The organism is Rhodococcus sp. MEB032 (assembly GCF_030208925.1).
Taxonomy (GTDB): domain Bacteria; phylum Actinomycetota; class Actinomycetes; order Mycobacteriales; family Mycobacteriaceae; genus Rhodococcus_F; species Rhodococcus_F qingshengii.
In genome coordinates, this window is sequence record NZ_JARVSY010000011.1 from 1 (window position 1) to 25,321 (window position 25,321).

Annotated in this window: 21 protein-coding genes and 1 pseudogene; 12 read left to right on the plus strand and 10 right to left on the minus strand. The window is 61.1% G+C overall.

The window, feature by feature from the left end:
• Positions 1-201: 201 nt before the first annotated feature.
• From QRN54_RS14150 to QRN54_RS14160, 3 genes are all read left to right on the plus strand, one after another.
• Positions 202-441, plus strand: coding sequence for a hypothetical protein (locus QRN54_RS14150; RefSeq protein ID WP_285182254.1), 240 nt, complete (start codon positions 202-204; stop codon positions 439-441).
• 86 nt (positions 442-527) lie between these two features.
• On the plus strand, positions 528-1,022 hold the full coding sequence (locus QRN54_RS14155) for a hypothetical protein (RefSeq protein ID WP_285182257.1): 495 nt from the start codon (positions 528-530) through the stop codon (positions 1,020-1,022).
• The gene (locus QRN54_RS14160) at positions 1,022-1,189 is read left to right on the plus strand and encodes a hypothetical protein (protein ID WP_285182258.1); all 168 of its coding nucleotides are present in this window, start codon (positions 1,022-1,024) and stop codon (positions 1,187-1,189) included. Before QRN54_RS14155 ends, QRN54_RS14160 begins: the two co-directional genes overlap by 1 nt.
• Before the next feature lie 53 nt (positions 1,190-1,242).
• On the opposite strand, the gene QRN54_RS14165 is transcribed toward QRN54_RS14160, so the two are convergent.
• Both QRN54_RS14165 and QRN54_RS14170 read right to left on the minus strand, forming a co-directional pair.
• Positions 1,243-2,085 (minus strand): Fic/DOC family protein, encoded by an 843-nt coding sequence (locus QRN54_RS14165; RefSeq protein WP_285182260.1) that lies wholly within the window; start codon positions 2,083-2,085, stop codon positions 1,243-1,245.
• On the minus strand, positions 2,082-2,297 hold the full coding sequence (locus QRN54_RS14170) for an antitoxin VbhA family protein (protein ID WP_007734780.1): 216 nt from the start codon (positions 2,295-2,297) through the stop codon (positions 2,082-2,084). The genes QRN54_RS14165 and QRN54_RS14170 overlap by 4 nt, the downstream gene beginning before the upstream one ends.
• A 370-nt stretch (positions 2,298-2,667) precedes the next feature.
• Between QRN54_RS14170 and QRN54_RS14175 the strand changes: the two genes are divergently transcribed.
• Complete coding sequence (locus QRN54_RS14175) at positions 2,668-3,210, plus strand: hypothetical protein (protein ID WP_285182270.1); 543 nt, start codon at positions 2,668-2,670, stop codon at positions 3,208-3,210.
• Positions 3,211-3,345: 135 nt separating this feature from the next.
• Here the strand turns inward: QRN54_RS14175 and QRN54_RS14180 are convergent, their stop codons facing one another.
• Positions 3,346-3,594, minus strand: coding sequence for a hypothetical protein (locus tag QRN54_RS14180; RefSeq protein ID WP_285182272.1), 249 nt, complete (start codon positions 3,592-3,594; stop codon positions 3,346-3,348).
• Between the two features lie 203 nt (positions 3,595-3,797).
• On the opposite strand from QRN54_RS14180, the gene QRN54_RS14185 reads away from it, so the two are divergent.
• A complete protein-coding gene (locus tag QRN54_RS14185; protein ID WP_285182274.1) occupies positions 3,798-4,421 on the plus strand; it encodes a hypothetical protein in 624 nt (207 codons plus the stop codon).
• 288 nt (positions 4,422-4,709) lie between these two features.
• Here QRN54_RS14185 and QRN54_RS14190 read toward each other — a convergent pair whose 3' ends face one another.
• Entirely contained in the window at positions 4,710-5,435 is a 726-nt protein-coding gene (locus QRN54_RS14190) for a DUF4429 domain-containing protein (RefSeq protein ID WP_285182319.1), read from the minus strand.
• A gap of 362 nt (positions 5,436-5,797) precedes the next feature.
• On the opposite strand from QRN54_RS14190, the gene QRN54_RS14195 reads away from it, so the two are divergent.
• Both QRN54_RS14195 and QRN54_RS14200 read left to right on the plus strand, forming a co-directional pair.
• Positions 5,798-6,742: a hypothetical protein gene (locus tag QRN54_RS14195; protein ID WP_285182276.1), complete on the plus strand. Its 945-nt coding sequence runs from the start codon at positions 5,798-5,800 to the stop codon at positions 6,740-6,742.
• A gap of 1,106 nt (positions 6,743-7,848) precedes the next feature.
• Positions 7,849-8,217, plus strand: a complete 369-nt coding sequence (locus QRN54_RS14200; RefSeq protein ID WP_285182278.1) for a hypothetical protein — start codon at positions 7,849-7,851, stop codon at positions 8,215-8,217.
• A gap of 301 nt (positions 8,218-8,518) precedes the next feature.
• On the opposite strand, the gene QRN54_RS14205 is transcribed toward QRN54_RS14200, so the two are convergent.
• The 3 genes from QRN54_RS14205 to QRN54_RS14215 form a co-directional block, all read right to left on the minus strand.
• Complete coding sequence (locus tag QRN54_RS14205; RefSeq protein ID WP_285182280.1) at positions 8,519-9,622, minus strand: GIY-YIG nuclease family protein; 1,104 nt, start codon at positions 9,620-9,622, stop codon at positions 8,519-8,521.
• Between the two features lie 33 nt (positions 9,623-9,655).
• On the minus strand, positions 9,656-10,621 hold the full coding sequence (locus tag QRN54_RS14210) for a recombinase family protein (RefSeq protein WP_285182283.1): 966 nt from the start codon (positions 10,619-10,621) through the stop codon (positions 9,656-9,658).
• Positions 10,622-10,792: 171 nt separating this feature from the next.
• On the minus strand, positions 10,793-11,629 hold the full coding sequence (locus QRN54_RS14215; protein ID WP_285182291.1) for a PASTA domain-containing protein: 837 nt from the start codon (positions 11,627-11,629) through the stop codon (positions 10,793-10,795).
• 532 nt (positions 11,630-12,161) lie between these two features.
• Between QRN54_RS14215 and QRN54_RS14220 the strand changes: the two genes are divergently transcribed.
• The 5 genes and pseudogenes from QRN54_RS14220 to QRN54_RS14235 all read left to right on the plus strand — a co-directional run bounded on the left by QRN54_RS14220 (position 12,162) and on the right by QRN54_RS14235 (position 15,340).
• Positions 12,162-12,800: a hypothetical protein gene (locus tag QRN54_RS14220; RefSeq protein WP_285182293.1), complete on the plus strand. Its 639-nt coding sequence runs from the start codon at positions 12,162-12,164 to the stop codon at positions 12,798-12,800.
• Between the two features lie 452 nt (positions 12,801-13,252).
• On the plus strand, positions 13,253-13,477 hold the full coding sequence (locus tag QRN54_RS14225) for a hypothetical protein (protein ID WP_197940550.1): 225 nt from the start codon (positions 13,253-13,255) through the stop codon (positions 13,475-13,477).
• A 368-nt stretch (positions 13,478-13,845) separates the two neighbouring features.
• Positions 13,846-14,034: pseudogene (locus QRN54_RS33600) on the plus strand (IS30 family transposase); the annotation flags it as partial.
• Between the two features lie 410 nt (positions 14,035-14,444).
• Entirely contained in the window at positions 14,445-14,954 is a 510-nt protein-coding gene (locus QRN54_RS14230) for an IS30 family transposase (protein ID WP_502944052.1), read from the plus strand.
• Positions 14,955-14,992: 38 nt separating this feature from the next.
• The gene (locus tag QRN54_RS14235) at positions 14,993-15,340 is read left to right on the plus strand and encodes a DUF3024 domain-containing protein (protein WP_070160455.1); all 348 of its coding nucleotides are present in this window, start codon (positions 14,993-14,995) and stop codon (positions 15,338-15,340) included.
• A gap of 113 nt (positions 15,341-15,453) precedes the next feature.
• On the opposite strand, the gene QRN54_RS14240 is transcribed toward QRN54_RS14235, so the two are convergent.
• From QRN54_RS14240 to QRN54_RS14250, 3 genes are all read right to left on the minus strand, one after another.
• Positions 15,454-18,858 carry a Swt1 family HEPN domain-containing protein gene (locus QRN54_RS14240; protein ID WP_285182301.1) on the minus strand — a complete coding sequence of 1,135 codons (3,405 nt, stop codon included), beginning with the start codon at positions 18,856-18,858 and terminating at the stop codon, positions 15,454-15,456.
• An 11-nt stretch (positions 18,859-18,869) separates the two neighbouring features.
• On the minus strand, positions 18,870-21,599 hold the full coding sequence (locus QRN54_RS14245) for a DUF1156 domain-containing protein (protein WP_285182320.1): 2,730 nt from the start codon (positions 21,597-21,599) through the stop codon (positions 18,870-18,872).
• A 184-nt stretch (positions 21,600-21,783) separates the two neighbouring features.
• Positions 21,784-25,272: a helicase-related protein gene (locus QRN54_RS14250; RefSeq protein ID WP_502944051.1), complete on the minus strand. Its 3,489-nt coding sequence runs from the start codon at positions 25,270-25,272 to the stop codon at positions 21,784-21,786.
• Between the last annotated feature and the right edge of the window lie 49 nt (positions 25,273-25,321).

The following is a 25,321-nucleotide window of genomic DNA, read 5'->3' on the forward strand; positions in this document are numbered from 1 at the left end:
GCCGCCAGGGGTTGCGCGCAGGTCACCGCCGACGAGAATCGGAAGGCCAGAAGGAGAATCTCAATAGGCTTTGTCCAGCACGGCCGCAGGCCGTTCCCTCGGGCAGAGCCGCAGGCGATGCAGGATCGAAGATCCTGGATCCACGAATTCGCCTCGGTCCTCGCGCCTGCGGATAGTCACAAATTGTGCGACTCTCAGACGATGGCGACGAGTGGAAAATCCGGCTTCTACACCGTCACGGAACATGCTGCGGACCCGCTGGCCTTCGAGTCCGACGCCCACCCACGCACTGCCAGAACCGAAGACGAAGCACTCCGTATCGCCCACATGCTTTTGAGGCGCCGAAGCAAGAGCGAACTCCTGGTCGCATTCGACAACGTCGACGGCACGACTGAGCCAGTTGGCACCCTGGACGACCGCGGATGGCATCCCGACCGATGAAGGGGCCGATCCTCGTACATACCGACGAAGCCGGTGCGGCCGTGTGAAACTGATGCGACGGATTTCGGCACGAGGAGATCACAGGTATGAACCGGTCAGGAAATTCACCTCCACCAGCAGATCGGCGGATCAATTTCGCGTTCACGCGGGACGTCGCGTCCGACCCGGCGGCCTCCTCCGGCGCCATTCCCTCTCCACCGGCGAGGACGTTTCGCCGCTACCCACCAGAGCGGATGCGACCCGGCCAGCAGATCCCCGTCACCATCGCACAATCGGCCACACTCTTCGCCGGTGATGACATGGCCATCTGGATCAACGGTTTCACGGTCTACGACACAGGGTTGGCGTTTCGCATCGAAGGGCGAATACGCAACTCCACTCGGCCAACGCAAGATTCGGCGACTCTGCTCGGCCCGCTCAACGTCGGGCGAATGACCCGCCCGCACAGCAACGGAAGCATCCAGCTGACGCTGACATTCCACGACGGAACGACCGTTACGAGTGTCGGCTCCAACCAACTCGTTCCGAACGACCCGACCGCGCCATGGCTCGACGGCGGCGGCGCGAGCTCCAGGATCTGATGGCGAATCCGAGTCCTGAGCTTGTTGCGGCGTATGCGGAGTTGCGGGCTGCGGAGGCGGCGTCCGGTGCGGGGATCGGTTGCGCGCGTGGTGGCGATATGACTGACCCGGAAACGGTTCGGGTTCTTGCTCGTTTGGTGAACGACCGCGCCGAAAAGTTGCAGTAGGGGCAGTGCACGGCAACATTTATTGTGGTCAGTCTGCTTTTGTCCGGAAGTTTTCAGTCTCGGCCGAGGTCGTGTTCGCGTTTCGGTGTGGCCGGCCGTGTCGGTTTGGGGTCTTCGGGGGCCGCGGTACGGCTGCGGTGTGTGGGTGGTGCGGGGAAGCTCATGCGGGCTCGGTTGGCGATGTCGCTGAGTTCGTTGGGGTTGTATGGTTCGCGGTTTCCGCTGCGTAGGTGCTCGATCATCGCTTTGTGGTGCTCGGCGACCTCGAGGTGGATGACGTTGCCTTGGGTGCTGGCGAGCGTGGGTGGTTCGGTGTTGTTGCGGTGTACGCCGGGGGCGAGGACGTCGCGGAGCGGTGTGTGGGTTGCTTCCATGGCGACGTAGCGGGCTGCTTGTACTGCGGAGGCGTGGACTTTTTGCCAGTCGATGGTCCAGCCGGAGGATTTGAGGAGTTCGTCGAAGAAGACTCGTTGTGTGCGGGAGTTGCCGTCTCGGAACGGGTGCAGGACGGTGGTTTCGCCCCAGTGGTAGGCGAGTCGGTCGACGGCGCGGTCTTTCGGGAGTCCTTGGGGGAAGTTGTCTTTGGCGATTCCGCGGAAGATGAACGCTGCTTGGTTTTCGATGTGTTCGGGTCGGCAGTGGGGGAGGTTCATGCCGACGGCGCCGGTGTCGCGGGTGCGGAGGGTGCCGGCCCAGTCGTAGACGTCTTGGAGGATGAATTGGTGGATCTTTTTCAGGTGTTCGAAGTCGAAATTGCCTGCGATGGGGTGTAATTCGAGTTGCAGGATGCGCTGATACGCCGCTTCGGTTTCGTCCTCGAGGAGTGCTTGCGGGTCTGTGTGCCCGAGTTTGTTGATCAGGACCCCGGTTTCGGGGTCGACGTACGGGTCTTTCAACTGCGGGCAGCTCGGCGGCGGCGGTTTTCTGCGAGGACTAGTGCGACTGCTTCGTCGCCGGTGATTTCTCCGCGTAGTTGCCGGCGGCCGACTTCGATGCCGTATTCGCTGGGTTCCATGCCGGCCATGCGGTGTCCGGCGGTGGCGGCGGCGATGGCTCGGTCGATCTGGGCTTCGGTCATGTGCGACTGTGCGTTGCGTGCAGTGGTCACCGGTGCTCCTTCGTCGACTCGGTCGAGTGTGATGGTGCGCAGGGGAGCTGCGCACCATTGTCTATTCTACCTGATTATTGCCTGTTTCCTGCGGTCAACAGCCGTTGTGGGGCGGTGCCTGAACAGGGCGTTTCGGGTTTGGGCTGCGGCGTTGTCGGCGTGTTTCTTCGAGCGCTTGTTGGCGGTGCTGGGTCGACGATCCTGCTGCTGTCGTTTCTCGAATCGATTTCACACCGCTACCGACAGACCCCGGCATGAGTGCTGGCCGTGGATCAGCGGCCTGCTTTCGGCCAGGGCCTGCTCTAACCGAGCGGAATTCGCATCAGCTATATATTCGATCGATACCGACGTGGTGCGCGAGGAGCAAGAGATGCCGGAACCGTTCGCGATCGAGGTTGACTCCTTCTACAACACGATCGTCCTGCGATCACCGGATGACTACGATCCGCTCGGGCCGGAGTGGTTTCCCACCGAGCCCCAGTTGGTGAACGGCGGAGCAGGCCGGTTGGTCGTCCACACCGGTGGACGCGGACTCGTGCGCGTAACAGTCACCTCCACTGACACGCCCGCCCCGCCACTCGCGGATTCGCTCCTCTCGGTGTGGGAGGACATCGCGGAAGGCTCGTTCACGGTCGAGAGCGACGCACTCTGCTTCGACGGGTTCTCTGGCGAGATCTCGCAGCCCGTTCCCCATCCCGGGCCTGGCCCGTGCAGAGCGCGGGTATTTGCTCGGGGACGAACCGAGTACTGGGACGCCTACCGGACACCGGAGGCTCAACCGCAGATACGACTCCACGTCCAACTCTGGCCGCAACAACTCGGCGCCCCGCACCTCGTCCAGTACCGAGATCGGTTCACCGGCAACCGTATCCGAACAGACGACACCATCGAGGAACAGCAGCCCACCGCATAGCCGAAAAGCGACTCCCGCTCTGCGTCGCGGATGATTACCTTCCTACGGCGCAGTCCGGCTCTGGCGCTGTTACTCGATCCAGGAGTTCTGTGCCGAGTCCGCTTTCGAAGAGCGAGTACGCGCCGCGGGGTGCTTCTAGTCTGCAGGGGCAAGGTCTTCGTCGTTGGCGAAGATCAGTCGTCCGTCATCCAGTGCGATCGCCCAGCGATGTACCGGAGCCCAGTCCCGCCCTACCGCCCCGGAGTCGATGACCATGTCCGCGTAGTCCTCGATCACCACACCCGTGCATGTCACGGCGCCGTCAGCATCGGAGTCTGACACCGTGATTCGAACTCGGGCACCTACTGCGGCCACGTCTTTGCTTTTGCCGTTTTTGTCGGTCATCTGCCTGATTCTGACAGAGCAACTTCGTTCGGGCCCAGCGTCGCATGCTCGGGAACGCGCGGAGCCGAGTGTGCTGGATGCCGCTGTCTCTCGCTGGAGCTGTTACCCGTGTCCGTCCGAGACCACCGTGAGCACGGTTCTGTCGGTGCACGCTCCTACAGTCGGTTCGGGTAACAGTCCGGATCGAGTGCCAGGAGCAGCTGATGACGTTCGTCAACGATGCTCCATCGCCCTTGCCTGGCATGCCCGACAACACTCCCGCGCTACCGGCGTTCCAGATGACGTTGATCGGGCAGCCACAGCCTGTACGCATCCCCGAACGTCTGTGGCGTTCCTGGCTCGACGATCCTGCCGTCGTGTCCCGCTTCGAATCCAAACGCTACCGACGGCGAGAGCAATGCTGGCCGTGGATCGGCGGAGTGTCCTCGACCGGGCACGGATCTTTCCGTGCGGCGAGCCTGCCCGGGCCGTCACGACGCGGGACCGTGCCGGCGCATCTGTTCGCGTACCAGCTCGAATACGGTGTCATCGCGAGGTTGGGCTGGTCCAACACCGACGATGCGGTGCTGTGCCATCAATGCGACTTCGCCGGCTGCACCAACCCGGCACACATGCAGTTGGGAACCAATCGCAGCAACCGTGGCGAATACGAGCTCCGGCGACGCAACATCGCCAGCCCACTCGCCGACGTTCGCGGGCCCGCGGGTCGCACACGTGCCATCGCCGCCGTGATCCGGACCGGGATCGAACAGAACGTAGGAAGCGACGTCATCGACGAGCGCATCGCCGCGGCCGAGGCTGCAGGACGTCCGCTCTCACTCTGGTAGCGACACCGCGACACTCGCGATGCACGTTCAATGCGAATGTATTTCGTTGCTGTACTGCACATTTCGCCCATAACATGACATAATCTATGTTATCGGCAGAAAAGATTGCCGGGCTGCGACCTTCGAGCTGCAGCCGATCTGACCCAGCCGAACGACACTTGACGATGCGATCACCACTCACGGCGTCGGTCAACAATGTGGGACGGCGTCGGCCGCAGTGCCGGCGTCACCGTCGACGGTCGCGCCCGGCACTGATCGACAGCTCCGCTTCAGCACGAGTAACCGAACCTATTTGGTTAATAGATACGTTTTGGCCAACTCTGAACAATTGGGACACCAGAAGGGGGTGAGTGCATCAGAATAAGCCTTTTCGGAGCGGTCGTATTCGAGGCCCTTCGCAGTCTGGAGTGAACTTGCAAATATCAACCCCTGGGCGCCTTCGTGCATGTCCTTGTTCCCTTTTCTCAGGAGTCGCGCCGACAACCCTTGTTGTTGAGCCAAGGCATTTGCAGCAGATGCAGGGACCGTCCACCGATGCAGACAAGCTTTGCATAAGCATTTCACCGGAGAGTTGGTGAGCCGCTTATTTCCTTTCCACTCGATGAAAAGTACCTCCTGCGGCCCGAGGAATACATCCGTGGAATTCGTTACTGGAGAGTCAATCGGCCGCGGAGGCAGCAAGGAGGGTACTGGCTGCGCTAAAGCTCCTGCCATTTTGCTCTTTATCAGGTTCGACGTATTAATCACCGAATTACTATCATTCGCCCGAAAAATTACACAGTCGATGTCCGATTCCGGCTTTAATTTATAGTTCGCTTTTCCTGAGATGACAATTTTAATGTACGATGAAGATTTTTTATGACTATATTCTTCTACCTCAACTATTGTGGAGTACGGAATTCGTCGCGGGCTCGCGGCTTTCTTTTTGAACGGAACGCGCCATCCTTTGAAGACGAGCGTAACCGCGTCATCGTCGAACTGGATAAATCCCTCCGCAGTTCTTAACTCTTCCATCACGTGCTCCTTTGTGCAGCGCCGCTGGCCGGACCTCGATCCATTGGCGCATCTGATCTCGAAAACTCCAGAATCTTCTGAATATTGTTCGAATCAAGACGAACTTTCGTTACGTCCACCATTGGAAAGTGTTACCGCTCTGCGCCTGATCTGCCCGAAGAACACTCAGATGCTTCGGTCGCTGCGTCCGCTGTTGACAAACATTGGAAATAGGATCAGATCGGGCAGTCGGACGCCTCGATGAAGGCTTTGAAGATCAGGGTGGTAACCAATCCGCCGCACCGACCGATCCACAGTGGACGGGACGTCGGCAAGCCAAAGCGACTCTAGCGCAATCCGGTCCGTGCGATGAGGAGCTAATGGTGAAGAAGTTGGACTACGACCTGGTCGGTGAACGGTTGTTCTCGAACTACAAGGTCAGGGCAAAGATCGAGAGGGATTACAGCCTCCCGACAGACGCCGCCACCTCGTCGCAGTTCCTCGACTACGCGGTGCGCTATCTCGACCAAGAAGCGATGGACACTCCTCTCGCCCAGACATACAGCAACCAGCAGGTCTTCAAAGCTGCAGTCAACGCCCTCGGCAGCAACTCCCGAAACTGGGCAAGTTTCGTCAAGGTCCGTGACCAGCACCTCGAAGGACTTCTCTACGACTTCGACCCCGAAAAAACGCACACCGCCATCCTCGACGGGACGTTAACGCTCGCCGACATCCGTGAGCATTTGAGCGGGCAGGGGGGCACCGGTGATGCAAAAGCGATCATCCGCTGGGCGAAGCTGCTGACCGATCACCCCAATTACTACGACCAGATCCTCGGAATCGCACGCGCCTTCGTCGCCCTCGCAGAGGATGCCGGCTTCCAGCTCGACAACCAGCACCTGATGATGATCCTCGCCGGCTACCTGATCTCACCCCCACGCCGGTGGCCCGGCGAAAAGCATCTCGACAGCGGGCTCGTTCGGATGATGCACCGCGAACGGGACCTACCGGGTATGGGGTATCCGCTCGCCAGCGAATTCCTCCGCAACCTGCATTGGAACGGTTTCAAACCCGACCGCCACATCACCAGACTTCTCGGGCTGTGGGTGCCCGAAACCAGAGAAACGGTAGAAGAGGACGTTGATCGTCTCTGTGCGTTGATCGGAAGCAAGAACCGATCACTCAAGTACTTCCTGAGGTACTCACTGGTCGGAGTTGCGATCACGCCGGACGGCAACTACTCACGCGCCGATAACCTCATCTGGATGCTCGGCGCCTATCTGGAGAAGAAGAACAAGGAATCGAACGTGGAGTACATCCACGAATGAGGATGTCGGCCGGCGGTCAGTCACACGGATCTCATTCGATATCCAGGCGACAGTGGGCGTGCATTGCCGTTGTCGTCATCGGAGCGCTGGCTCTGGCAATGGGTGGCCCTTCGCTCTATCGGTGGGTGAGCACACGATCAGCCGAGAAAGACGCAGAGTCGCTGGCAACGAACCTCGGCCTACATCTGACAGATGACGACACGATCTTGTACGCCGAGAACTACAGTTCCTTCCCCGACTCGAGCGCATACCTGGTCATCGAGTCGAGTTCGCGCGCCCGCGCAGAAAACCTTCGCACCGAGGCCCATCTGACGTCATGCGGACCCACGGTGGCCCATAATTTCGATGAGATTCCGTCGGAATATCGTCCTGTGCCTTCATCGAATTCAATGTCGTGCGAGTCTCCGGTGACCAGTCACGGATTCCTTCGAGGTATGTGGAACCCCGCACTGGATCAGGGAAAACGTGTCTACATTTGGGCGATCCAGATGTGAGGGCTGACGAGAAAACGGCAGGACCGAATCTTCAATGCGCCCATCGGCTCCCCCTAGGTTCTCAGTCGCAGGTATCGCATGTGCCGTTGAGGGGTGTGGATACAAAGCAGGTCGGGCACAACGGCCCAGTGGGGCCGGCGGAGCCTCGTGCCTGCGATTCGCGTTCGCCGGAGGACGTCCTACTCACACAGTCCCGGCAGGGAGGCACATTTCGCATCTGCTCTTCGGTAGCCAGCTGTGGTGTGCCAAGAACCGTGCCGTCATCGAATTTGAAATGTCCGCAATCCAGGTCATGCCGCTTTCGGGGCGCTTGGCCTGTCGCCGCCCCCTTCATGTCAACCGGCGGCACAACGTACCTGATCTCTGGATGACTGATCATGTCCATGTCGACGCCTTTCGCGCGGGTTTGCCCCACGCAGGTTAACCCGAAAATTGAGAGCGATCGCTTACCCTCAGACCGACACCGTCGTTGGCCGATTCGATTCTGGTCCGTAAAGGGTTCTTTTCCGCCCCTTCGCGACCGCACCCGTGACCGACTCATGCTGCACGCCGGCGCCAGTCATAGCAGCGAATCCGAAATCGACGCTGCCCGGAGAACGAGAATGAGGACGAATGACCGTAGAAGCTCCGATGTGGAAATCTCAATCGACCATCACCATTCCGTGGAAGGGCAACGCCGAGGTAACCATCACGGAATTGCTGTCAACGACGCTTGACGCCGCTCGTTCCGTCCTCATCGACGTCGCGAAAAGCGGTAAGAAGATCACGTACGGGGAGCTCGCAAAGCGTTCGGGAACCGGATATCCAGCGCAGTCGATGGGCAAAGTTTTGGACGTGCTCAGCGTGGACTGCAGCGACAGAGGTGAGCCGTCACTGGCACCCATCGTGGTGAGAGCAGCGACCGATGAAGTCGCGGACGGATATGTCGGGTCTCCAGAAAACGATCGTGCAGCGCTATACCAGTGGTGGGTCACGAACTGACGTAGCTGACAGACAACCATGATCGGCCCCCAGGGGCCGAAGCGGCGGCCGAGGTATTTCACGCCCGGCGAGACTGATGAGAGTACGACGTCGAAGACAAGCAGTCGTCGTATCAGGGCAGATCCGCACTCTCACTCTGGTAATTACACTGCACTCTACGCAGGTGAAGATGCACTTCACGATGAACGTATCCCATTGCAGGGCAACATGTTTAACGAACATGGTGACATATCTATGTTATCGGCAATCCGAGGGGCCTCGGTGCCGCAAGCAGAACTCGACGAATGCGCTGGTGGCGTTTTCACTCCACCGGGTAGGGATGCCAACCATGTTGACGCCATCGCCTAGTCCGCCGAGCCTTCTTCAGCTCCGCCACGCTGGTTCCGACGTAGCGGGTTTCCAGTTCCGGATCCGCCGGGCCGGAGAACCGCCACGCTCCGCCCTGCCCGCTCTGTTCCCAACTCGAAGCCCGATACACCGCTCGGACGATGTCTGCGGCAACGAAGAAAATCGGAACATTCGCTGTGTTGCGAATAACCGGGCCGGCGTGCCACCAGCCTCGACCTTCTTCGTAAACCTGCTCCTTGGAGTTATCTGGGTTCAGTGCCGCGTTGACGACGAGAACAACGAACGGCCGTTCGATCTCCGGTGCCGCAGTCGCGGCGTAACGCCTGATCAGTTCCGGTAGCGGGATCACGCCCCACTCTGTGGTGGTGTGACCGCCCGCAATGTTTGCCAACACTGCCGTACCCGTCGGCGCTTCTATCAGGCGGAGCGCATCGATCAAGGTTTGCTCGATGGCGTATGCGCTCTTGTCGGCTGTCGCTTCGGGCTCGATCCGGTGCCTCAGGATGACATGTTCGACTGTTTTGCCCGACTGATAGATATCTCGAATGCGTTGGTTCTTTGCCGATTTCACCGCGGGGGCTTCGCGTTCGATTCCGTCTTCAACGAGGTCAGCGGCTCCCATTGCGGACCAGACGTGACTGTAGACGCGATCTCCGACTCCTTTACCGACGTAGAAGATGGAGCGATCTCGTGGATCGATCAGGGCGTAGACGTAGACACCGAGTTTCTCGGTGACTCCCGGCGCCATTCTCGGCGGTAACACGTACTCGCCGACGACCTGCTGGGTATGGAGTTGGTCCAGGACCCCTGCTCGGAGAACCGATGAAATACCAAAGCCGCCTCCCTCGTCGAACAGTGCCTCCGATGCCGCCTCCGCGGTGGTGAAAACGCGGCCGACGTGATCTTCAAGATGTCGCAGCACTGAACGCAACTCGGCCCATCGCATCACTGGATCGGGATTGATTCCGTCGATCTCGAGGGTGATGAAGTCAGCGGCAAGTCGCGAATCGCGAAGCTCGCGAGCGGAGTTGTCCGTCACTGTCCATACTGTCGGCATCAGTGCACAGTACTCACCGGTCCCGACGAATTTTCAGGTGTGGTCCGGGCATCGCAGCTCAGGCAGTACGGCCCATCCACTCGCGGTGAGCCACTGCTGCACCGGATCCGGCAAGGCGCCACTGCGTGCGGTCTGTGCGAAATCGCCGGCGAGGATTGGTCCGTCACCGCACACCGTGCATGCGACATCGAACGCCGGCGGCCCCGGCTCGCACTGATGGCAATGCGATCGAGCGATCACCGCACCAGGATCGGCCGGATTGTCGGCATGAGGATGCAACCAGATCACCGCCAGGTCGCCGCGTTGATGGGCAGCTTCGGCTCTGGTGCTCGGCTCGTACCCACAGGACGGGCAGATCCGCGACGTTCGCGCCGCCGCAACAGGGACCGCAGCTACCGTGCTCACCGAATCAGTCGACACATTCGCCGCCGCCGCCGCCGGTGCGCGCTTGTTCAGGTGTCCGTAGACAGTAGTGCGGGGAACGTTCAACATCGCCGCGATCTGCGCGACCGTCTTCTCCCCCGCGTCGTAAAGCTGCTGGGCGAGTGCGATTTGATCGTCGGTGAGCTTCGGCGGACGACCGCCCTTTCGACCACGCGCCCGCGCAGCGGCCAAGCCGTCCCGGGTGTTCGCCACGATCAACTCACGTTGGAGTTCGGCGAGGACGGAGAGCATCCCGAACATTGCTCGCCCTTCCGCTGTTGCGGTGTCGATGCCCTGCTCGAGAACCTTCAATCCGATCCCCCGCTCGCGTAACTCAGCGCCGAGGGTGATCAGGTGCACCACCGAACGCCCCAACCGGTCCAGTCGGGTGATCACCAACGTGTCACCGCTACGTAGTCGAGTCAGCACCGCGTCGAGTTGCGGGCGTGAGGCTTTCGCACCGCCCGCGTGGTCGGTGTGGATGTTTGCTACGTCGGCCCCCGCACGCACCAGGGCGTCGATCTGGTGGGCGGGGTTCTGATCTGCGCTCGACACCCTGGCGTAACCGAACAACATCTGTCGAAAACTACCCTTCTTTAGGGGTTTCCGTCAGGTTTGGAGTCGTCAGCATCTGCCGGGATCAGGCGTAGGAGCGCGAATTCAGAAACTCGCCGCATACCAGAACAAGCGCTCTCTGAAGTATCTCACCACTATGAAATGTGGGGATACACCAACTTCAACGGCGGTTCACAGCAGCGGAGGAGCCACCGACGATCCTTCGTATATCTTCGCCACCGCGTCGTTGTACGACGACTTGTGATCGGCGTAGACGATCCGGGAGCGGGCAATGGAACTTTCCGCTGTGGAACCGACTGCCGTGTAGAGCGTTTCGAGGTAGTAGCCGAAACCGTCGACAGATTCGCGGATGTCGTTCACCGCGTTCTCGAGATGGTCGGGAAGGTCCCTGCCTTCGAGGATCGCGATGTAGGAATCCATCGTGCTCGCAAACGCCTGCTTGTAGCCGACGATGTCGAGAACTGATGCGCGGCCGGCACCGACATCTTCTCCGAAAACCAGGGCTTCGTCGATGGCAGCTTTCGCCAGTCGTGTCGCGGGATCGACCTTGCCGACGTAAGTTTTGGCGTCGGCCAGCCGTTCCTCCGCGTCCTTGCGTTCCTTGTCCGCAGCTCTGCGCGCGGATTCGGCATTTCGGCGTTCGGTGTCTGCGTCGCGCTCACGTATTTCGGCCAGGACGGGTGAATCCTCAGGAAGAATTTCCCGGATTCCCTCGTCTTCCGGTTTCGCGATCTTCAAGGTGACGGTGTCCTTCTGGTCCATCCGATCCCCCGCCGGCGGGACCTGTTCGACCACCACCCAGTTGGCGTCCATCAGGGGCTGACGGTCCGATATCGCGTCGATATCCTCGAATTCCTTGAAACCCGCGTCTTTGAGCACATTGTGGGCGTCGTCGAGTCGAATACCTGCCACCTTCGGCACTTCGACCGGATCACTCCCACATGCCACCAACGCGAAAGAAAATGCGAGTCCGGATATAAGGGCTGTGGTGGTGCGCTTCGTCGGCATTTTTACCTGTCTTGGTCAGCGGGAAGATTCGGGAACTGTTTTTCGAGGGATAATGGATTCTCGGACATTGCATCATGCGGCAAACCCGCCCACTGTATCGCTCGATATTCCATTTCACTCAGCAATGTCTGAGCGCTCGAACGAAGAGAAACCCGCTGCGGAGAACAGAATTCGGATACTCACTGCATGCTCGGACGCTGTTATCTGGACCTACTCGGTAGGCGGAAAACACGCCCACGCCTTTGGGTGACCCACCCGGCTGGTCGTCAGTACCGGCTGGGTGGGTCGAGTGCGCCCAACTCTGGGGGGCCGGGCACACGATCGGGAGCGGCTCACCTGGAGCCGTGCGACATCTCGGCGAATCCCTATCCATCACGGTCTCGAGCAGACATGGCGCGGAGGGAAATGTAGCGCACACGATTCCACTGACCTGCAACCACCCGGCGTGTTTCGACCGCCATGTCCTTCCCGTGATGTGCGGCGGATCTAAGCTCAACTCGACAACCACGGCCTCAACCTCTCGGGAGCAGCGATGAGTCCCAGACCCACCTGGCTCCACACCCGATCCACCGAATTCCGGGCCGCTCTGCTCGATCTCGGGCTCACGATCACCGACACCGAAGCCCGCACAATCCTCGACGACAAAGTCTCCGAATACGCGACCTTGATGAGAGTCACCCGCCAGACCGCACAGCGCGATTTCACCGACGAACGTCTCCTCGCGTTCGCGCAGTCCCTCGCTGTGTCACTCTCCGACGAAGCCCCCGGCGCCGACCTGATCGAATTCGAGCGCAGCATCTCCATGCCCGTCGCAGCCGTCGGCCTGACCACCGCGGCACTGGCCGAAGCCTTGAAAGTCGCGCACATCAACCTCGACGACAAAGAAGCTGTCGCCGGCCTGTCCTTGCTCTCGACTCTCGGCATGATCACCGCCGATGCGAACGACTTCGTCGTCCCGACCCCACGCCCGCTGCTCCTGCGCATCGCCCGCTACCTCGACGGCGCCGCAGCATCCATCACCAAAGGTGCGAACCTGCCCGACGGACTCGACGACACCCACAGACAGCAATTCGCGGACATCCTCGCCCAGGACGCCGACGGAATCCGGGCCCTCGCCAACGCCGACGACGGCGACCCCCCGAGCCTGTGGCGCACCCCCAACCCACGCTGACCACCGGCGCAGCGAAAACGCAGTCCTCGCGGAAAACGCAGTCCTCGCGCCAAAACCTGCGGGCGGCTCGCCCGCCGATAGACCAGAGGTGGCTACCGGCGGAGCGTTCGCCATACCCGTTGGGGACCGGGTGATGCCGCCCCCGAAAAATTTACGTGGCACCCACCCCAGTTACCAGTCTTCGCACAGTTACAGCTACTTGAGCATTGAACTACCGAGGAGTACCTCGCCGCCTTCATGTGAACCGGTACCGAGTTAGTCCATCGCACCCATGGGTACGCCGTCACTTACCTCCCACGCACAGACCGCCCAGCAATGACGCAGTAACATCACACACTGGTGGTGCGCTGCTTCCGCCTCGGTTCCAGCGCACCACGCACCACCCGTTACCACCGCGCAGGCAGTCGCCCCTTTCACTCGGCCTGCACGATCCACACGTGCAGGAGCTACCCATGGCCTCCCCCGACGAGCGTCTGACCGCCAAACTCGAGCAACTCCCCATCAGCGACGACGCCCCCATGTGTTCACTCCTGCGCACGACGCTGCTCAAACACGCGCAACAGGGCAGCGACATCACCGAACCGACCGTGCTCGGACTGCTCGCCATCACCGGCGTCCTCGAAGAACGACTCACCAGGCTCGAAGCCATGATCCAACCCGTCAGCACCACTACATGACCCCGGCGTCGCCTCGCACCCACCGACCACGGCTGCCCGAACGACTCGGCGTGCCAGTCGAACCTGCCCTCATACTCGGCTGCATCCTCTCCGCCACCGTCATCGCCTGGTGGGCAGCCTGAAAGAAACTCGTCTGTCGAAAACGCAAAGCCAACGGTTTATTCGACATAGATTTTCGACACGAGATCTCGACACCTCACCTTCAGTACGAACTGGGGATATAAGTGCTTCACAGAAGCGTCGAATACCGATCTTGGTCTCAATAGGTCAACGCATCACTGCTGGTGAGATGATGCGTGATCGTGGAGGCATGGATGGGCAACAGGGCGCTCGGGTTCACTGTGGATCAAGAGAACACGATCTGGGAGATGTGGCGTCGCGGTGATTCGTTGAGTGCGACCGGGCGGGTCCTCGGGGAGAGTGTCCCTCAGATCGGCCGGTTCCTGCGTAAATCCGGCGGTATCCGGCCGCTCCCACGTTGTCGGCGAGCATCTCATCTCACGGCCGGGGAGCGTGAAGAGATTTCCCGTGGGATCGCCGCCGGTGACAGCGCTCGGACGATCGCCGACAAACTCGGAAGATCCCCGTCCACGATCGCACGGGAGATCGCCCGCAACGGCGGCCGCGAACACTATCGGGCGACCCCGGCGGATGCCGCAGCGTATGTCCGCGCGCGCCGCCCTCAAATCTCGACCCTCTCTACCAGGCATTTTCTGCGGGAGATTGTCACAGGGAAGCTGAGTGAGCAGTGGTCACCGCAGCAGATCTCCGCCTGGCTCCGGCGCGAGTACCCGTCTGATCCGCAGATGTGGGTTTCGCACGAGACGATTTACCGTTGCCTCTACATACCGTCGCGGCAAGTATTCGACGACACAAAATTTCACGAACTGCGTACTGATCGGCGGATCCGCCGGCCTCGTGGGAAGAAACGCTCCCACGGCGCGGGCAGATACGGAACAGGGTCCCCATCGATGACCGCAGCCCAGCAGCGGATGCTCGTAGCGAGCCCGGACATCTGGAAGGTGATCTCGTGTTCGGCACCCGCCCGTCGGCGGTCGCGACGCTGGTGGATCGGCAATCACGCGCCGTGCATGTGGTCGCACTGCCGGACGGGTATCGGGCCGAGACGGTTGCGGACGCCTTGATTGCCTATCTGGGCCGGTTGCCTGCGCATCTGCGTCGGTCGTTGACGTGGGATCGGGGACAGGAAATGGCCGCGCACGAGCGCATCACCGCAGCACTCGACCTGCCCGTCTACTTTTGCGCCCCGCATCATCCGTGGCAACGAGGGACGAACGAAAATACGAACGGGCTCCTGCGCCAGTACCTGCGCAAGAACGCTGACCTGCGCACTTTCAGCCAGGAGGGCCTGAATTCGATCGCGGCGAGACTCAACGATCGGCCTCGTCGGGTGCTCGACTGGGACAGTCCACGCCAACGAGAAGACCAGGTGCTCGGTTCCTCCGCAGTCGGATAGCAAAGCTGGCCATAACGGCGGTTGGCATGATGATGGTCATGGCTGCCACCGGACTCCCCGAACTCGATGTCGCCCGTATCGTGAAGTACTGCGCCAGTAGAGTTCCCGATCGTCTGCGTCATGAGATTCGGGTCGAATGCGACATCGCGCCGCGCCATGTCACGATCTGCGAATGCCGGCCGCCGTGGCGAGAGGACTTCGGCCCGGAATGGACGCGATTCCCGATCGCCCGCCTGTATTACACGAAGAAAACCGGGCTGTGGACTCTGTATTGGCGGGACCGGAACCTCAAATTTCACCGCTACCAGTTTTTGGATCCGAGCCCTCACGTTCAGGATTTGCTCGATCACATCGAAAACGGTGGCGATCCGATCTTCTGGGGTTGATCGGTTATCGTCGGTGATGCGTTGACCTATTGAGACCAAGATCGGTTTTCGACACCCGATCACCGATTGCGATCGTGGATTTGTCGGAGCGACAGGCGAATGTCGGTCGTGAGCTATTCGATCTCGAATCCTGCCTGATCGAATTTGAGAACAGTGGCGTTCTCGCTGACTGTTCGGATCTTGTTGTCGTCGAATCCCGTCGGAGTCGTTGCAGTGATCTCGATTCTCACTTCGAGTTGCACCCCGTCTGCGGCAGCGAGGTGTTGAATGATCTCGTTGGTGATCTTGTTGAAGTCGCGGACGTAGAAGTCTGAGTTCAGTTCGGTCGAGCCAAAGAATCGGTTCTTTCGTGCTACTACAGCCGGTTTCTCGCCGTCTCGCTTTCCTGCCGCGCGAGATGCCGCCGATGTCCCGCTCGCTGTTTCACCAGTTTCAGCTTCGGTATTTGTCTCGGAATCTGTGTCAGTTCCTGTGGTGCCCTCACTAGAGTCGTCGGGCGGTGTGATTGCTGCGAGTTCTCGCTTACGCTGCGCTTCTGCTCGTGCAGGCTGTACCAGCAGCAGTGAATCCGTCATTTGCGGCGGTGTCACCTTATCCGAGGGCAGCACCAGACCGACGTAGTCGATGCCGTCCCAACTGTCGGCGAACGCGAAACCAGTTTGCTGCCAAATCAATTCGTCGAATACCGAGAGTGCACCGCTCTCCAATACTGTACGGTCTCGCAACCGAGCGAGATACGGGTACGTCGTATAGAAACCGAACAACTGCCCGAAAGTGACATGTCCATCCCGGTCCCAGGCCGCGCGTAGCCGACCGTCGAGATCGTGTCGAATTAGCGCCGGACCACGCTGAATCGTCAACCACCCCTCGTTGCGCAGACGCGCGGCAGCCCGGACAGCGAGCTGCTCACCGCTGGAATCCTTCTTCGCCTCGATCGTCAACGGACGGGTCGCGTCCGGCTGGGTGGGCACCAGCACCCACTGATAGGTCTCGAGCAGTCGGTCTCGCACAGTCCGGTCGTGCATGGAAACCCGATCGACAGCCTGCTCACGCTGCGCGAACGTCAGACCGAGGCTCTTGTCGGCGTTGTCTCGCACGTATGACCACGCCAGGAAGTCGCGGACCGCTGTGTCAAGTTCCTTCCACCGCGTCGCGTCAGCTGCAAGATAGGTGACCATATTCCGGTGGCTGCGGGCTGCACTGCCGCGGTGTTCTGTGACCTCGCGGGCCCAAGCAACTGCGTCGGAGTCGGTTTTGGTGTGGGTGTGTGACGGCGGCACGATGACCAGTCGAACTTCCTGTTGGTCGGGCACGTCGGCCGAACTTTCCGGTGCCACGTGCACAGCTGTAAAGCCGTCAGCGGCGGTCTTGCGGTGCGTCTGCAGCCGCTTGATGACCTCGTTCCAGACCTCCTCCTTATGCAACCGTTCCGCGTGGTCGCGGGCGGTGCGGGTGGTATTGGCCTGTGTGTCGTACCAGTACAGCGACTCGGAGTTGTAGAAGTACGTTGCGGTGTTTGCGAGGTGGTTGAGCGCCGAGTGGAAGTTGCCGGGCACATCGCCGGGCATGGCGGTGCCGAGAAATACCCGCTGCTTGTCCAGGCCTTTATGCGCCGATCTCAGGGTCGGGGTGGCACCCATGAACACTGTGCGGGCCAGCCGTTGGGTAGTCAGCCGAGTCCCGAGCAGCGTGTTGGACTTGTCGACCTGGGCCGGTGCGGAATTGGGGCCGTCGACGTCGGTGTCGATCAGTGCCTTCCACTTGTCGTCGAGGTACTGGGCGAGTTCGGTGACCACCTTGTCGGCGCGCAGCGGCACCGATCCGGGCATGATCAGCGGTGCAGTGTCGTTTTCCCGCCACAACTGCCCGACGATCGTGTTCATCAGCCGCAGCACACCGCGGGTGCGCTGGAACCGCTCCAGCGTGGACCAGTCTTCGTAGAGCCGGTCGAAGAGTTCGGGGTGGATGGGGTAGCAGCGGCGGATCCGGTCCAGATAGTCGTTCTCGATCACCTCACGAGGGAACTCGGAACGGTGATCGCGGTAGAAGTCGACGAGCGTTTGGGAGGTTGCGTTGATCTTCGCGAGGGCCTGACTGTCGGGGGTTTCGAACAACCGTCGACGAACGATTTCGAAGCTCTCTTCGGCGTTGGCGGCGCGCCACTGGTCGGCGATTCGGCCGACGGCCTTGCGCAGCATTTTCAGAGCCTCGCGGCCGTTCTCGCCGCCGACTTCCTCCTCGTCTCCGACGTATTCGCCGTCCTTCATTTCGGCGGATGCCGGGATGGAGATAAGCACGAGAGTGCCGGGGACGGCTTTCGCCGCTTCGGTCAACGCCTGCGCGAAAGTGAATTGGGTGTCGAAGGTACCGTCAGGCAGATCGTCGCGGCCGTAGAGCTGGCGTGCGTAGGCAACCCACTCGTCGATGAGGATCACCGCGGGACCGTACTGCTGGAAGAGTTGGCGCAGCGCGTCACCGGGGTTGGTGCGCGCCTCGTCGGACTGTCGGATGATCTCGTAGGCTTCGCGGCCGCCGAGCTGCCAAGCCATCAGTCCCCACAACGTGTTGACCTTAGTGCCGTCTGCCATCTCTTTGACTGCGCCGGACTGGATCTGGGTGCCAACGAGCGCGACCCGGCGAGCTCTGGGGAGTTCGTGGCCGGCGAGCAGGTCCTGGAGTTCCTGCGGGTAGTCGGCCAGCGGGCGACCCGATGCGAGATGCCACACGGCGAGCATCGAGTGGGTCTTGCCGCCACCGAAGTTGGTCTGCAGGTTAATGATTGGTGCGGCATTGAGATCACCGGACAAGCGTTTTACTGCGCGGAGGGTGAGGTCACGCAGGCCCTCGGTGAGGAACGTGCGCTGGAAGAATTCGACCGGGTCGGTGTATTCACTATCGCCCTCACCACGTGCCACCATCGCCAGGTCGGCGGCGAACTCGGCCGCGTGGAAGTTGCCGCTGGCCACGTCCTCGTGCGGACGCAGTACCAGGCGCCACGATTCGAGCCCGGCGGAGCCGACCTCCGCGGTCGGCGATGCCTTGACAACCCGGCGATCTTCCTTGTCCGAACTCAACCGCATCAAGTCGATCCTGGAGCGGCGAACCTCATCGGCAGAGTCGGGCGCGCCGATCGCACGCAGGAACCGTTCGGCAGTATCGAGGGCGCGGTAGGCGTCATCGGCAGTGAAGGAACCGTTGTGCGCCCACGTGTTTCGCACGTCACGCAACTCCGTCGCCCAGCTCTGCTCAGTGCGGGAGAGATGGTCAGAGTACGGGTACCAACCCTTACGGAGCTGGTTTGGAATCTGCTCGGTGACCATCCGTAGGCCGTTCTGCGGATCGGTGCGACTGTACGTCCTGCCGCTGCCGCTCTTCACAGAATCCTTAAGGGCCAGCAACGAGGTCCAGTCCTGGCCTGCGGGGATTTCCTTCGCGAGGACGTAGGTGTGGAACTCGTCGAGCGCGGTGCCGAAAAGTTCGAAAGCGCGGCCGATACGGTCGCGGTTGCTCAGTGCCATAGCTCAGTCCCCTATGCGTCGAACGTGAGTTGGGTTGCCGCGTTGCGAGATTCGGCGACGATATCGTTCCAAGCGGTGCCAAGCGCATTGAAATCGACTGCGAGCTTGGTCTGTTTACGGTCCTCGGCGATCGCGAACAGTAGAAACGCCAACTCTTTGCAGAGGTCGCGGTCGATGAACGCCGGAACATCCGCGAGCAGTTGCCCTGCTGCGGGCACACCCTTCGCTGTGAGCAGTCGGGTCAGGTGCATCACCACTTCCCACGCACTGATGTGTTGATCGGTGGCAGCGTCATATGTCTTCGCGGCATACATCGTGTCCAGCGCTTCGGGAGAAAGCAATGTGACCTTGCCGGCGGGTTTTGTGAGGATACCGGCACGTTCGAGGTGATCCAGCGACGCGTTGCGGGCCCGCGCGAGATTATCTGCATCCCCAAAGGTGCCGGCGTCGAAGCCGTGCTGGCGGAACCATGCGATCGCAAAACGGGTGTCGACGTCGAAATCACCTTCCTGCTCAGCGAGCACCTCGTCAAGGATCTCGTTGATTCGAGACAGTGCAGCGCGCACTGTCATCTTGTGGCCGTCATCAGTAAGCACTCCGGAATAACGGGAGAACACTGCCATGCCGGGTCCGATCGCGGCCTGCGGGAGATCGACGGGAGCGATAGCGCCTTGCTGGAGTTCTTTAAGTTTGTGGGGCAGTTCATCCTTGAGTGCGTTGATGAAGCCGCGCCGGTCTGTGGTGGGAGCGTCAGCCGGACGAGGACGCAAGGCAAGAACAATGGAGGAGGCGAGGGCGTTGCTACCAGAGCCAATCATCCGGTTAGTCAATTCGCTACGTACCGGCCAAGTAGCCGTGATTGCCCAGCCTGAACGAATCATCCCCTCCAGCAGTGTCTCCCAACCGGTCGATGCCTCCCCGGCACTATCAGTGTCCTGCTGTTTGAAGGCGTAGTACACGGTGATAGGGAAGTCTTCGAGTGCGGACTCACGGGCACGCCGGAAGACCTCGCGAAAGCCGTCTTCGAAAAATTTGTGTGCTCCTGCTTTTCCGTCATGACGGTACGGATTCGCAACGAGTTCCTCCGCCTTAGGGACCAGCATCGAACCCATCAATTCCGGATGGATCGGTCGTAGAGAACGGCGGAGCCAGACGTAGAAGAAGTCCGAGAGGTCCGAGTAGCCGATGTTGTCGTAGTAGGGCGGGTCCGTAGAGATTAAGAAGTCCAGCTGACGGCTATTAGCACCCACCTGGTTCGCTTGCCCGTGGCCACTGACAACCAGTTGGTCAATGACCTTTGCGACCCATTCGAGCTGGCCACTGTAGCCACCCGAAGAAGCAGAGAACGGGTACGCCTCGGCCATGTCCCAGACCATCGGGATTGCCTGGCGCCCAAAAGTATTACGCATCTTTTCGCCTGTGTTGTGCCAGCTACAGATCGCCGACCAATAATCTGTGCATCTGCTGACCACCATACCGAGGTAAGTTGCAACGGCATCGGCATACGCGGCGGCGCCTGTACCGCCGGCCTCCAAGCGCACATCCTTGTCCCCATCCAGGCCAGTGCCCACGGCGAGTATGTCCATGAGCACGCGTTCGCGGGCCTCGGAGACCAGGTCACTAAAGGTGGTGAGGGCCGCGAGTTGGCGCGGAGTGAACAGGTCGGCGAACTCGGTCATACCGTAGCGAACTACGTTGATGCGCCCTGGCCAGTCGAAAAGGTCACCTTCCGGGGCATCTGTCGGTCGAACTACCTTCGCAGCCGATTCGTGCTCAGGCGTTGGTTCCAAATAGATACGTGATCGCTTGCCCTCAGCTACAGTCGCCATCAACTGAGCGCCTATTCGTCCTGCTCGACCCTCAGCGCGGATGTAATTTAATCCCACAGCCGACGCACAACCGACGCATACCGCTCCCGACCGACCAACAGTGCCGTCGTCACTCTCGCTTGGGCCCGATTTCATGTCATGGCTAAGTTCGAACTGCACCTTACCGTCCGCCACACACGGGACGACGTACGCTTCCTTGCCCTTCTTCTTTCCCAGCCACCACGACCGCACAAGTGGCATGGCAATCCCGCAAGCAGGGTTGGGACAAGTCACCGTCCGAGCCCAGATCCACGCAATGACCGTCGACTCCGAGCCATCCGGCAGCTTCGCCTTCGGGTACAGGTGACCGACACGTTTCTCGGTTTCGTCACGCATCCAGCGCCCGTATTGACGGATGTCTTCAGCCAGTCCGGTCGCGCGTGGCCAGTTGTTGATCTGCGAGTCCGCGACGCCCGGAAATACTGGTGGCCGGCCTGCGAACTTTGGCGGGATTTCGATCAGCGCTTTGTTGATCAACACGGCGACCGGGTTTAGATCCGAGGCGTGGGCTTCGAGCCCCAGTCGCTGGGCCTCCAGCGGGATGGTTCCACCGCCAGCGAACGGGTCGAGGATTGGCGGTGGATTGCCGCCGGTGGAGTTCAGAATCTCCTGGTGGGCTTCAGCGAGTAAGCGTTCATCGCCCGAGTTCTCCCATACTACGAGGCGTTCGATCATCTCATGCAGACGCTTCCGTTCGGTAACAACGGCCTCTTCTGTGAGGAAACGGTCCGGGTGCGATGACGGGTCGTCTACCAACTGCGCGAACAGCACCGCGCGGGCAGTCGCCAGGGGACGGCGCGCCCACCACAGGTGCAGTGTTGAGGGGTGCCCGTGCCGGATGGATTTTTCCCGCGCTGACGCTTTATTGATCATCTCCAGCGGCAAAGCCACCTCGATCAGCTTGCGACGAGGGGTGGGGGTGGAGTTTTCGGCGGCCACGAGGCGGATCCTTGTCTAAAGGTTTTTGCTGCTGGTGCAGCATATTGTGGTGTGAACATTATCGGGCTACCCGCGTGTCTTCTGGGTCGGTCCTGTTCAGGCGGGCCGTGGTGATCCGCTACGAGGGCGTGGTTCCCTTCGCCCACGTCTTGGCCCAGTCGAGGCGAACCTCGGTGGCGGCAAGGTCGCCCATGTCGATGCGGCGGAATGGCTCGTGTACGTACCTGAGTTGGTCATGATCTGCCCCTTGGTCACTAACGGCAACGAGGGCGAGGCGGTGCTGATCGGGGACGTTCTTGCCGTAGAGGACTTCGTTGAACGTGACGGTGAAATCTTCCGCACCTTCGACGCGCCCTTTGACCTCGATGAACACGTAGCGGCCGTCCGCATCGAGGGAGCGGATGTCGTAGCCCTTGTTGTTGTGCGGCATCTCCTCGGGGACCCTGCCGAGTGCGCGTTCCGCGGCGAGGATCGCGTCGACTGCACGGCGTTCGACACGCGCGGTGTCCCGGGCGTATGTGGCTACCGGGCCCGGCAGCATCCCTGCCGGGATGATCAGGGCAGCTCCTTCGACGCGGGGTGGTTTCGCCGCAAGTCGGGCGTGACGGTCTAGCTCGGTGGTTCGGGCCTCCAGGCGTGCCTCGAGGTCGCGGGCTCGGGCTTCGAGGCGCTCGGGGTTCTGTTTGTTCTTCGCTGGACGTCCGCGTTGGGCGGAGGAGCTACTGTCGCGGATACGTGCAGCTTCACTGTCGAGGTAGTTGACCTGTTGAGTGAGGCGCTTGTGCACCGCGGTGCGGGTCTTTTCCACCAGTGGGAGTACTCGAGATCGGACTTCGTCCAAGTGCTGGGGTTGGGCGTGGGCGATCGCCCACGATTCGGCGAGCCGATCAACCCCGCCGGCGAGCCACGACTGCGCAAGCGCACTGTCCGCGGCGGTGCGGGCGGTATCGGGCAGCGGGTGCAGATCCAGGTATGGCGCCGGCCCACAGCTGGTTGCTTGACCGTCTGGGGTCAGTGCGATGAATTCGAAGCGTTTGGAGACCACCTGGCCTGTGCCGTCGGTGATTTCCCCAGTCACTGCGACGATCAGACGCGGCTGCTCACCAGGATCTGTCGGATCGAACAGAACTGTGCCCGATTCAAGGGCATGGCGGTGAGTCTCGATGGTGGCATCAAGGACTGTGTCGAGCAAAGGATGCCCGGGGGCTAGGAACTCGGCTCTCGTCCCGCCATCCGCATCAATATTGGCGGTGTCGAACGTGACTCGGTGATAGCGCGAAGCTATCGGCAGGGCAGCGCCGGGTCGCTGCCTGGAACGTAGTGAGGCAGGGACGTTGGTGATCTCGAATCGGCCGGCCTCGCGGCGGGTGAGGCGGCCGCCGGTACGGGCAAAGGCATCTTTGAAGAACGCGGCAATATAGTGCGGCTGGAGTTTGCGGGCGCGGGCCTCATCCATCTCGCGGCGTAACCGTTCGAGCTCGTGCGGATCGAGGCTCTCGCGGGCGAGGGCACGCTCGTCGAGGAGATCGGACAATCCGCGGGCGACCTCGGCGTCGATGATCTGGTTGAGTTTGTCGAGCTGGGCGGGATCGTCGCCGTAGCGGACGGCATCCATCAACAACCCGCGCAGCGGCTGGTCGGCGAACGCGTCACCGAGGACATCGAAGAGTCGTCCACCGTAGGCGCGGCGCTGGGTTTCCATTTTCTCGAGGAGTCGGGTGAATACTTGGCCCTCGCGGGTGCCTGCGGCGACGAGGTTCCACAGTCGACAGGTGTGCTTTTGCCCGATGCGGTGGATGCGGCCGAAACGTTGCTCGATACGGTTCGGGTTCCACGGCAGGTCGTAGTTGATCATCAGGTGCGCAGCCTGCAAGTTCAAGCCTTCACCGGCAGCGTCGGTGGCGACAAGAACCTGGGTGGTGGGGTTGTGGGTGAACTGCTCACGGATACCGCGGCGCTCCTCACGGCGGGTACCGCCATGGATGGTCACCACCGCGTCGGGCCGGCCGAGGATGTTGCGGATCTGCTCGGTCAGGTAAAAGAGGGTGTCCTTGTGTTCGGTGAACACGATCAGCTTCCGCGGTGCGCTTTGTGGGTCGCGCAACAGGTCTGCGTCCAAGAGCAGAGATCGCAGTTCCGCCCATTTCCGGTCTTCACCGGAGTCGCGAACCTGCTCTGCGAGTGCGACGAGTTTCTGAAGTTGGGCGATTTCGACGTCGAGTTCGGCGACAGTGCGGGCAGCAGTCGCCGCATCGACGACCTGTTCCTCGAGGTCCTCGAGTTCGTGGGAGTCGAGTTCGTCGGGGTCGGCGAGCCTGGCCCCGAGTGTGGTGTCGTCGAGCAGCCGCGGTTGCGGGGTGAGCATGTCACGACGTTTGCTCTCGAGTCGGTCGCGGCGTCGCTGCAGTGATCGCACGATCGCATGAGTCGAGGACGCCAGGCGACGCTGGAGCACGGTGAGGGCGAATCCGACAGTGCGGGCCCGGGGGTTGTCGTTACCAAGTTGGCCGGCCTTGTTCATTTCCTCCCGCACATACCGGGTCACTTCTTCGTAGAGGTGCTGTTCCCCGTCGGAGAGGGTGTAGGGAACTGTCTCGGCGATCCGCTCGGGGAACAACGGTTTGCCTTCGAAGGTAAGCAGTTCCTCTTTGACCACCCGCCGCATCAACCCGGAAGTGTCGGTGGTGTGGGCCCCTGCCCGGTATTCGCCCTCGAACCTGTCCGGGTCCACCAAGGCCATGAACGCCTGAAAGCTGGCTTCGTTGCCCGAGTGCGGGGTAGCGGTCATCAGCAGGAGGTGCCGGGTGATCTCACCGAGCTTTTGGCCGAGTAGGTAACGGCGGGTCGTGTCGAGCTGTCCGCCCCACCAACTGGCCGACATCCGGTGCGCCTCGTCGACGACGATGAGATCCCACTCGCTCGAGTCGAGCAACACAAGTAGGTCGTCGTTGCGGGCGAGTTGATCCATCCGGGCAATCAGGATCGGGTGCCGGTCGAACGGATTGGTGTCCACGCAGGAAGCGATCAACTCCCGCGACAGCAACTCGGCCGCGATTCCGAACTTCGTCGCAAGCTCGTCTTGCCATTGCTCGACTAGTGAGCCGGGGGCGACGATCAGCATCCGGGACAGGTCCCCGCGGAGCATCAGCTCTTTCGCATACAGCCCGGCCATCACGGTCTTTCCTGCACCGGGATCGTCGGCAAGGACGAACCGGAGCGGTGTTCGCGGCAGCAGCTCTCCGTAGACCGCTCGGATCTGATGCGGCAGAGGGTCCACGGCGCTCGAGGCGACGGCGACCATCGGATCGTGCAGCCCTGCCATCCGGATCCGCAGGGCCTCGGTGGCAAGCCGGAAGTCGGCAGGGTCAGCGTCGAAACCCCACCGGGACTGGGGGGTCGCGATCCGTAGGCGTTCCTCGTCGAGCCTGTACAGCACTTGCTGTCCGAGGCCGCCTGAGGCGTCTTTGAAGGTCACGGTCACTGCCTCTGTGCCGTACCGATCCACAGCCACGAGCGTCACTGGCTCCGAGGCAACGCCGATCAACATCACACCTGACTGGAGGTCCTCCAGATGAGCTGGAACACCGTCAGCGGAACTATCTGCCACGCACCGCACCTTTCATCAACAAACAATCGATTCATCGTGTCACCCTGAA

Bases quoted from the DNA above. Each gene is read 5' to 3' on its own strand.
- QRN54_RS14150 (WP_285182254.1), top strand. From the start codon at position 202: ATGGCGACGAGTGGAAAATCCGGCTTCTACACCGTCACGGAACATGCT.
- QRN54_RS14155 (WP_285182257.1), top strand. From the start codon at position 528: ATGAACCGGTCAGGAAATTCACCTCCACCAGCAGATCGGCGGATCAAT.
- QRN54_RS14160 (WP_285182258.1), top strand. From the start codon at position 1,022: ATGGCGAATCCGAGTCCTGAGCTTGTTGCGGCGTATGCGGAGTTGCGG.
- QRN54_RS14175 (WP_285182270.1), top strand. From the start codon at position 2,668: ATGCCGGAACCGTTCGCGATCGAGGTTGACTCCTTCTACAACACGATC.
- QRN54_RS14180 (WP_285182272.1), bottom strand. From the start codon at position 3,594: ATGACCGACAAAAACGGCAAAAGCAAAGACGTGGCCGCAGTAGGTGCC.
- QRN54_RS14185 (WP_285182274.1), top strand. From the start codon at position 3,798: ATGACGTTCGTCAACGATGCTCCATCGCCCTTGCCTGGCATGCCCGAC.
- QRN54_RS14190 (WP_285182319.1), bottom strand. From the start codon at position 5,435: ATGGAAGAGTTAAGAACTGCGGAGGGATTTATCCAGTTCGACGATGAC.
- QRN54_RS14200 (WP_285182278.1), top strand. From the start codon at position 7,849: ATGACCGTAGAAGCTCCGATGTGGAAATCTCAATCGACCATCACCATT.
- QRN54_RS14205 (WP_285182280.1), bottom strand. From the start codon at position 9,622: ATGCCGACAGTATGGACAGTGACGGACAACTCCGCTCGCGAGCTTCGC.
- QRN54_RS14210 (WP_285182283.1), bottom strand. From the start codon at position 10,621: ATGTTGTTCGGTTACGCCAGGGTGTCGAGCGCAGATCAGAACCCCGCC.
- QRN54_RS14215 (WP_285182291.1), bottom strand. From the start codon at position 11,629: ATGCCGACGAAGCGCACCACCACAGCCCTTATATCCGGACTCGCATTT.
- QRN54_RS14220 (WP_285182293.1), top strand. From the start codon at position 12,162: ATGAGTCCCAGACCCACCTGGCTCCACACCCGATCCACCGAATTCCGG.
- QRN54_RS14225 (WP_197940550.1), top strand. From the start codon at position 13,253: ATGGCCTCCCCCGACGAGCGTCTGACCGCCAAACTCGAGCAACTCCCC.
- QRN54_RS14235 (WP_070160455.1), top strand. From the start codon at position 14,993: ATGGCTGCCACCGGACTCCCCGAACTCGATGTCGCCCGTATCGTGAAG.
- QRN54_RS14240 (WP_285182301.1), bottom strand. From the start codon at position 18,858: ATGGCACTGAGCAACCGCGACCGTATCGGCCGCGCTTTCGAACTTTTC.
- QRN54_RS14245 (WP_285182320.1), bottom strand. From the start codon at position 21,599: ATGATCAATAAAGCGTCAGCGCGGGAAAAATCCATCCGGCACGGGCAC.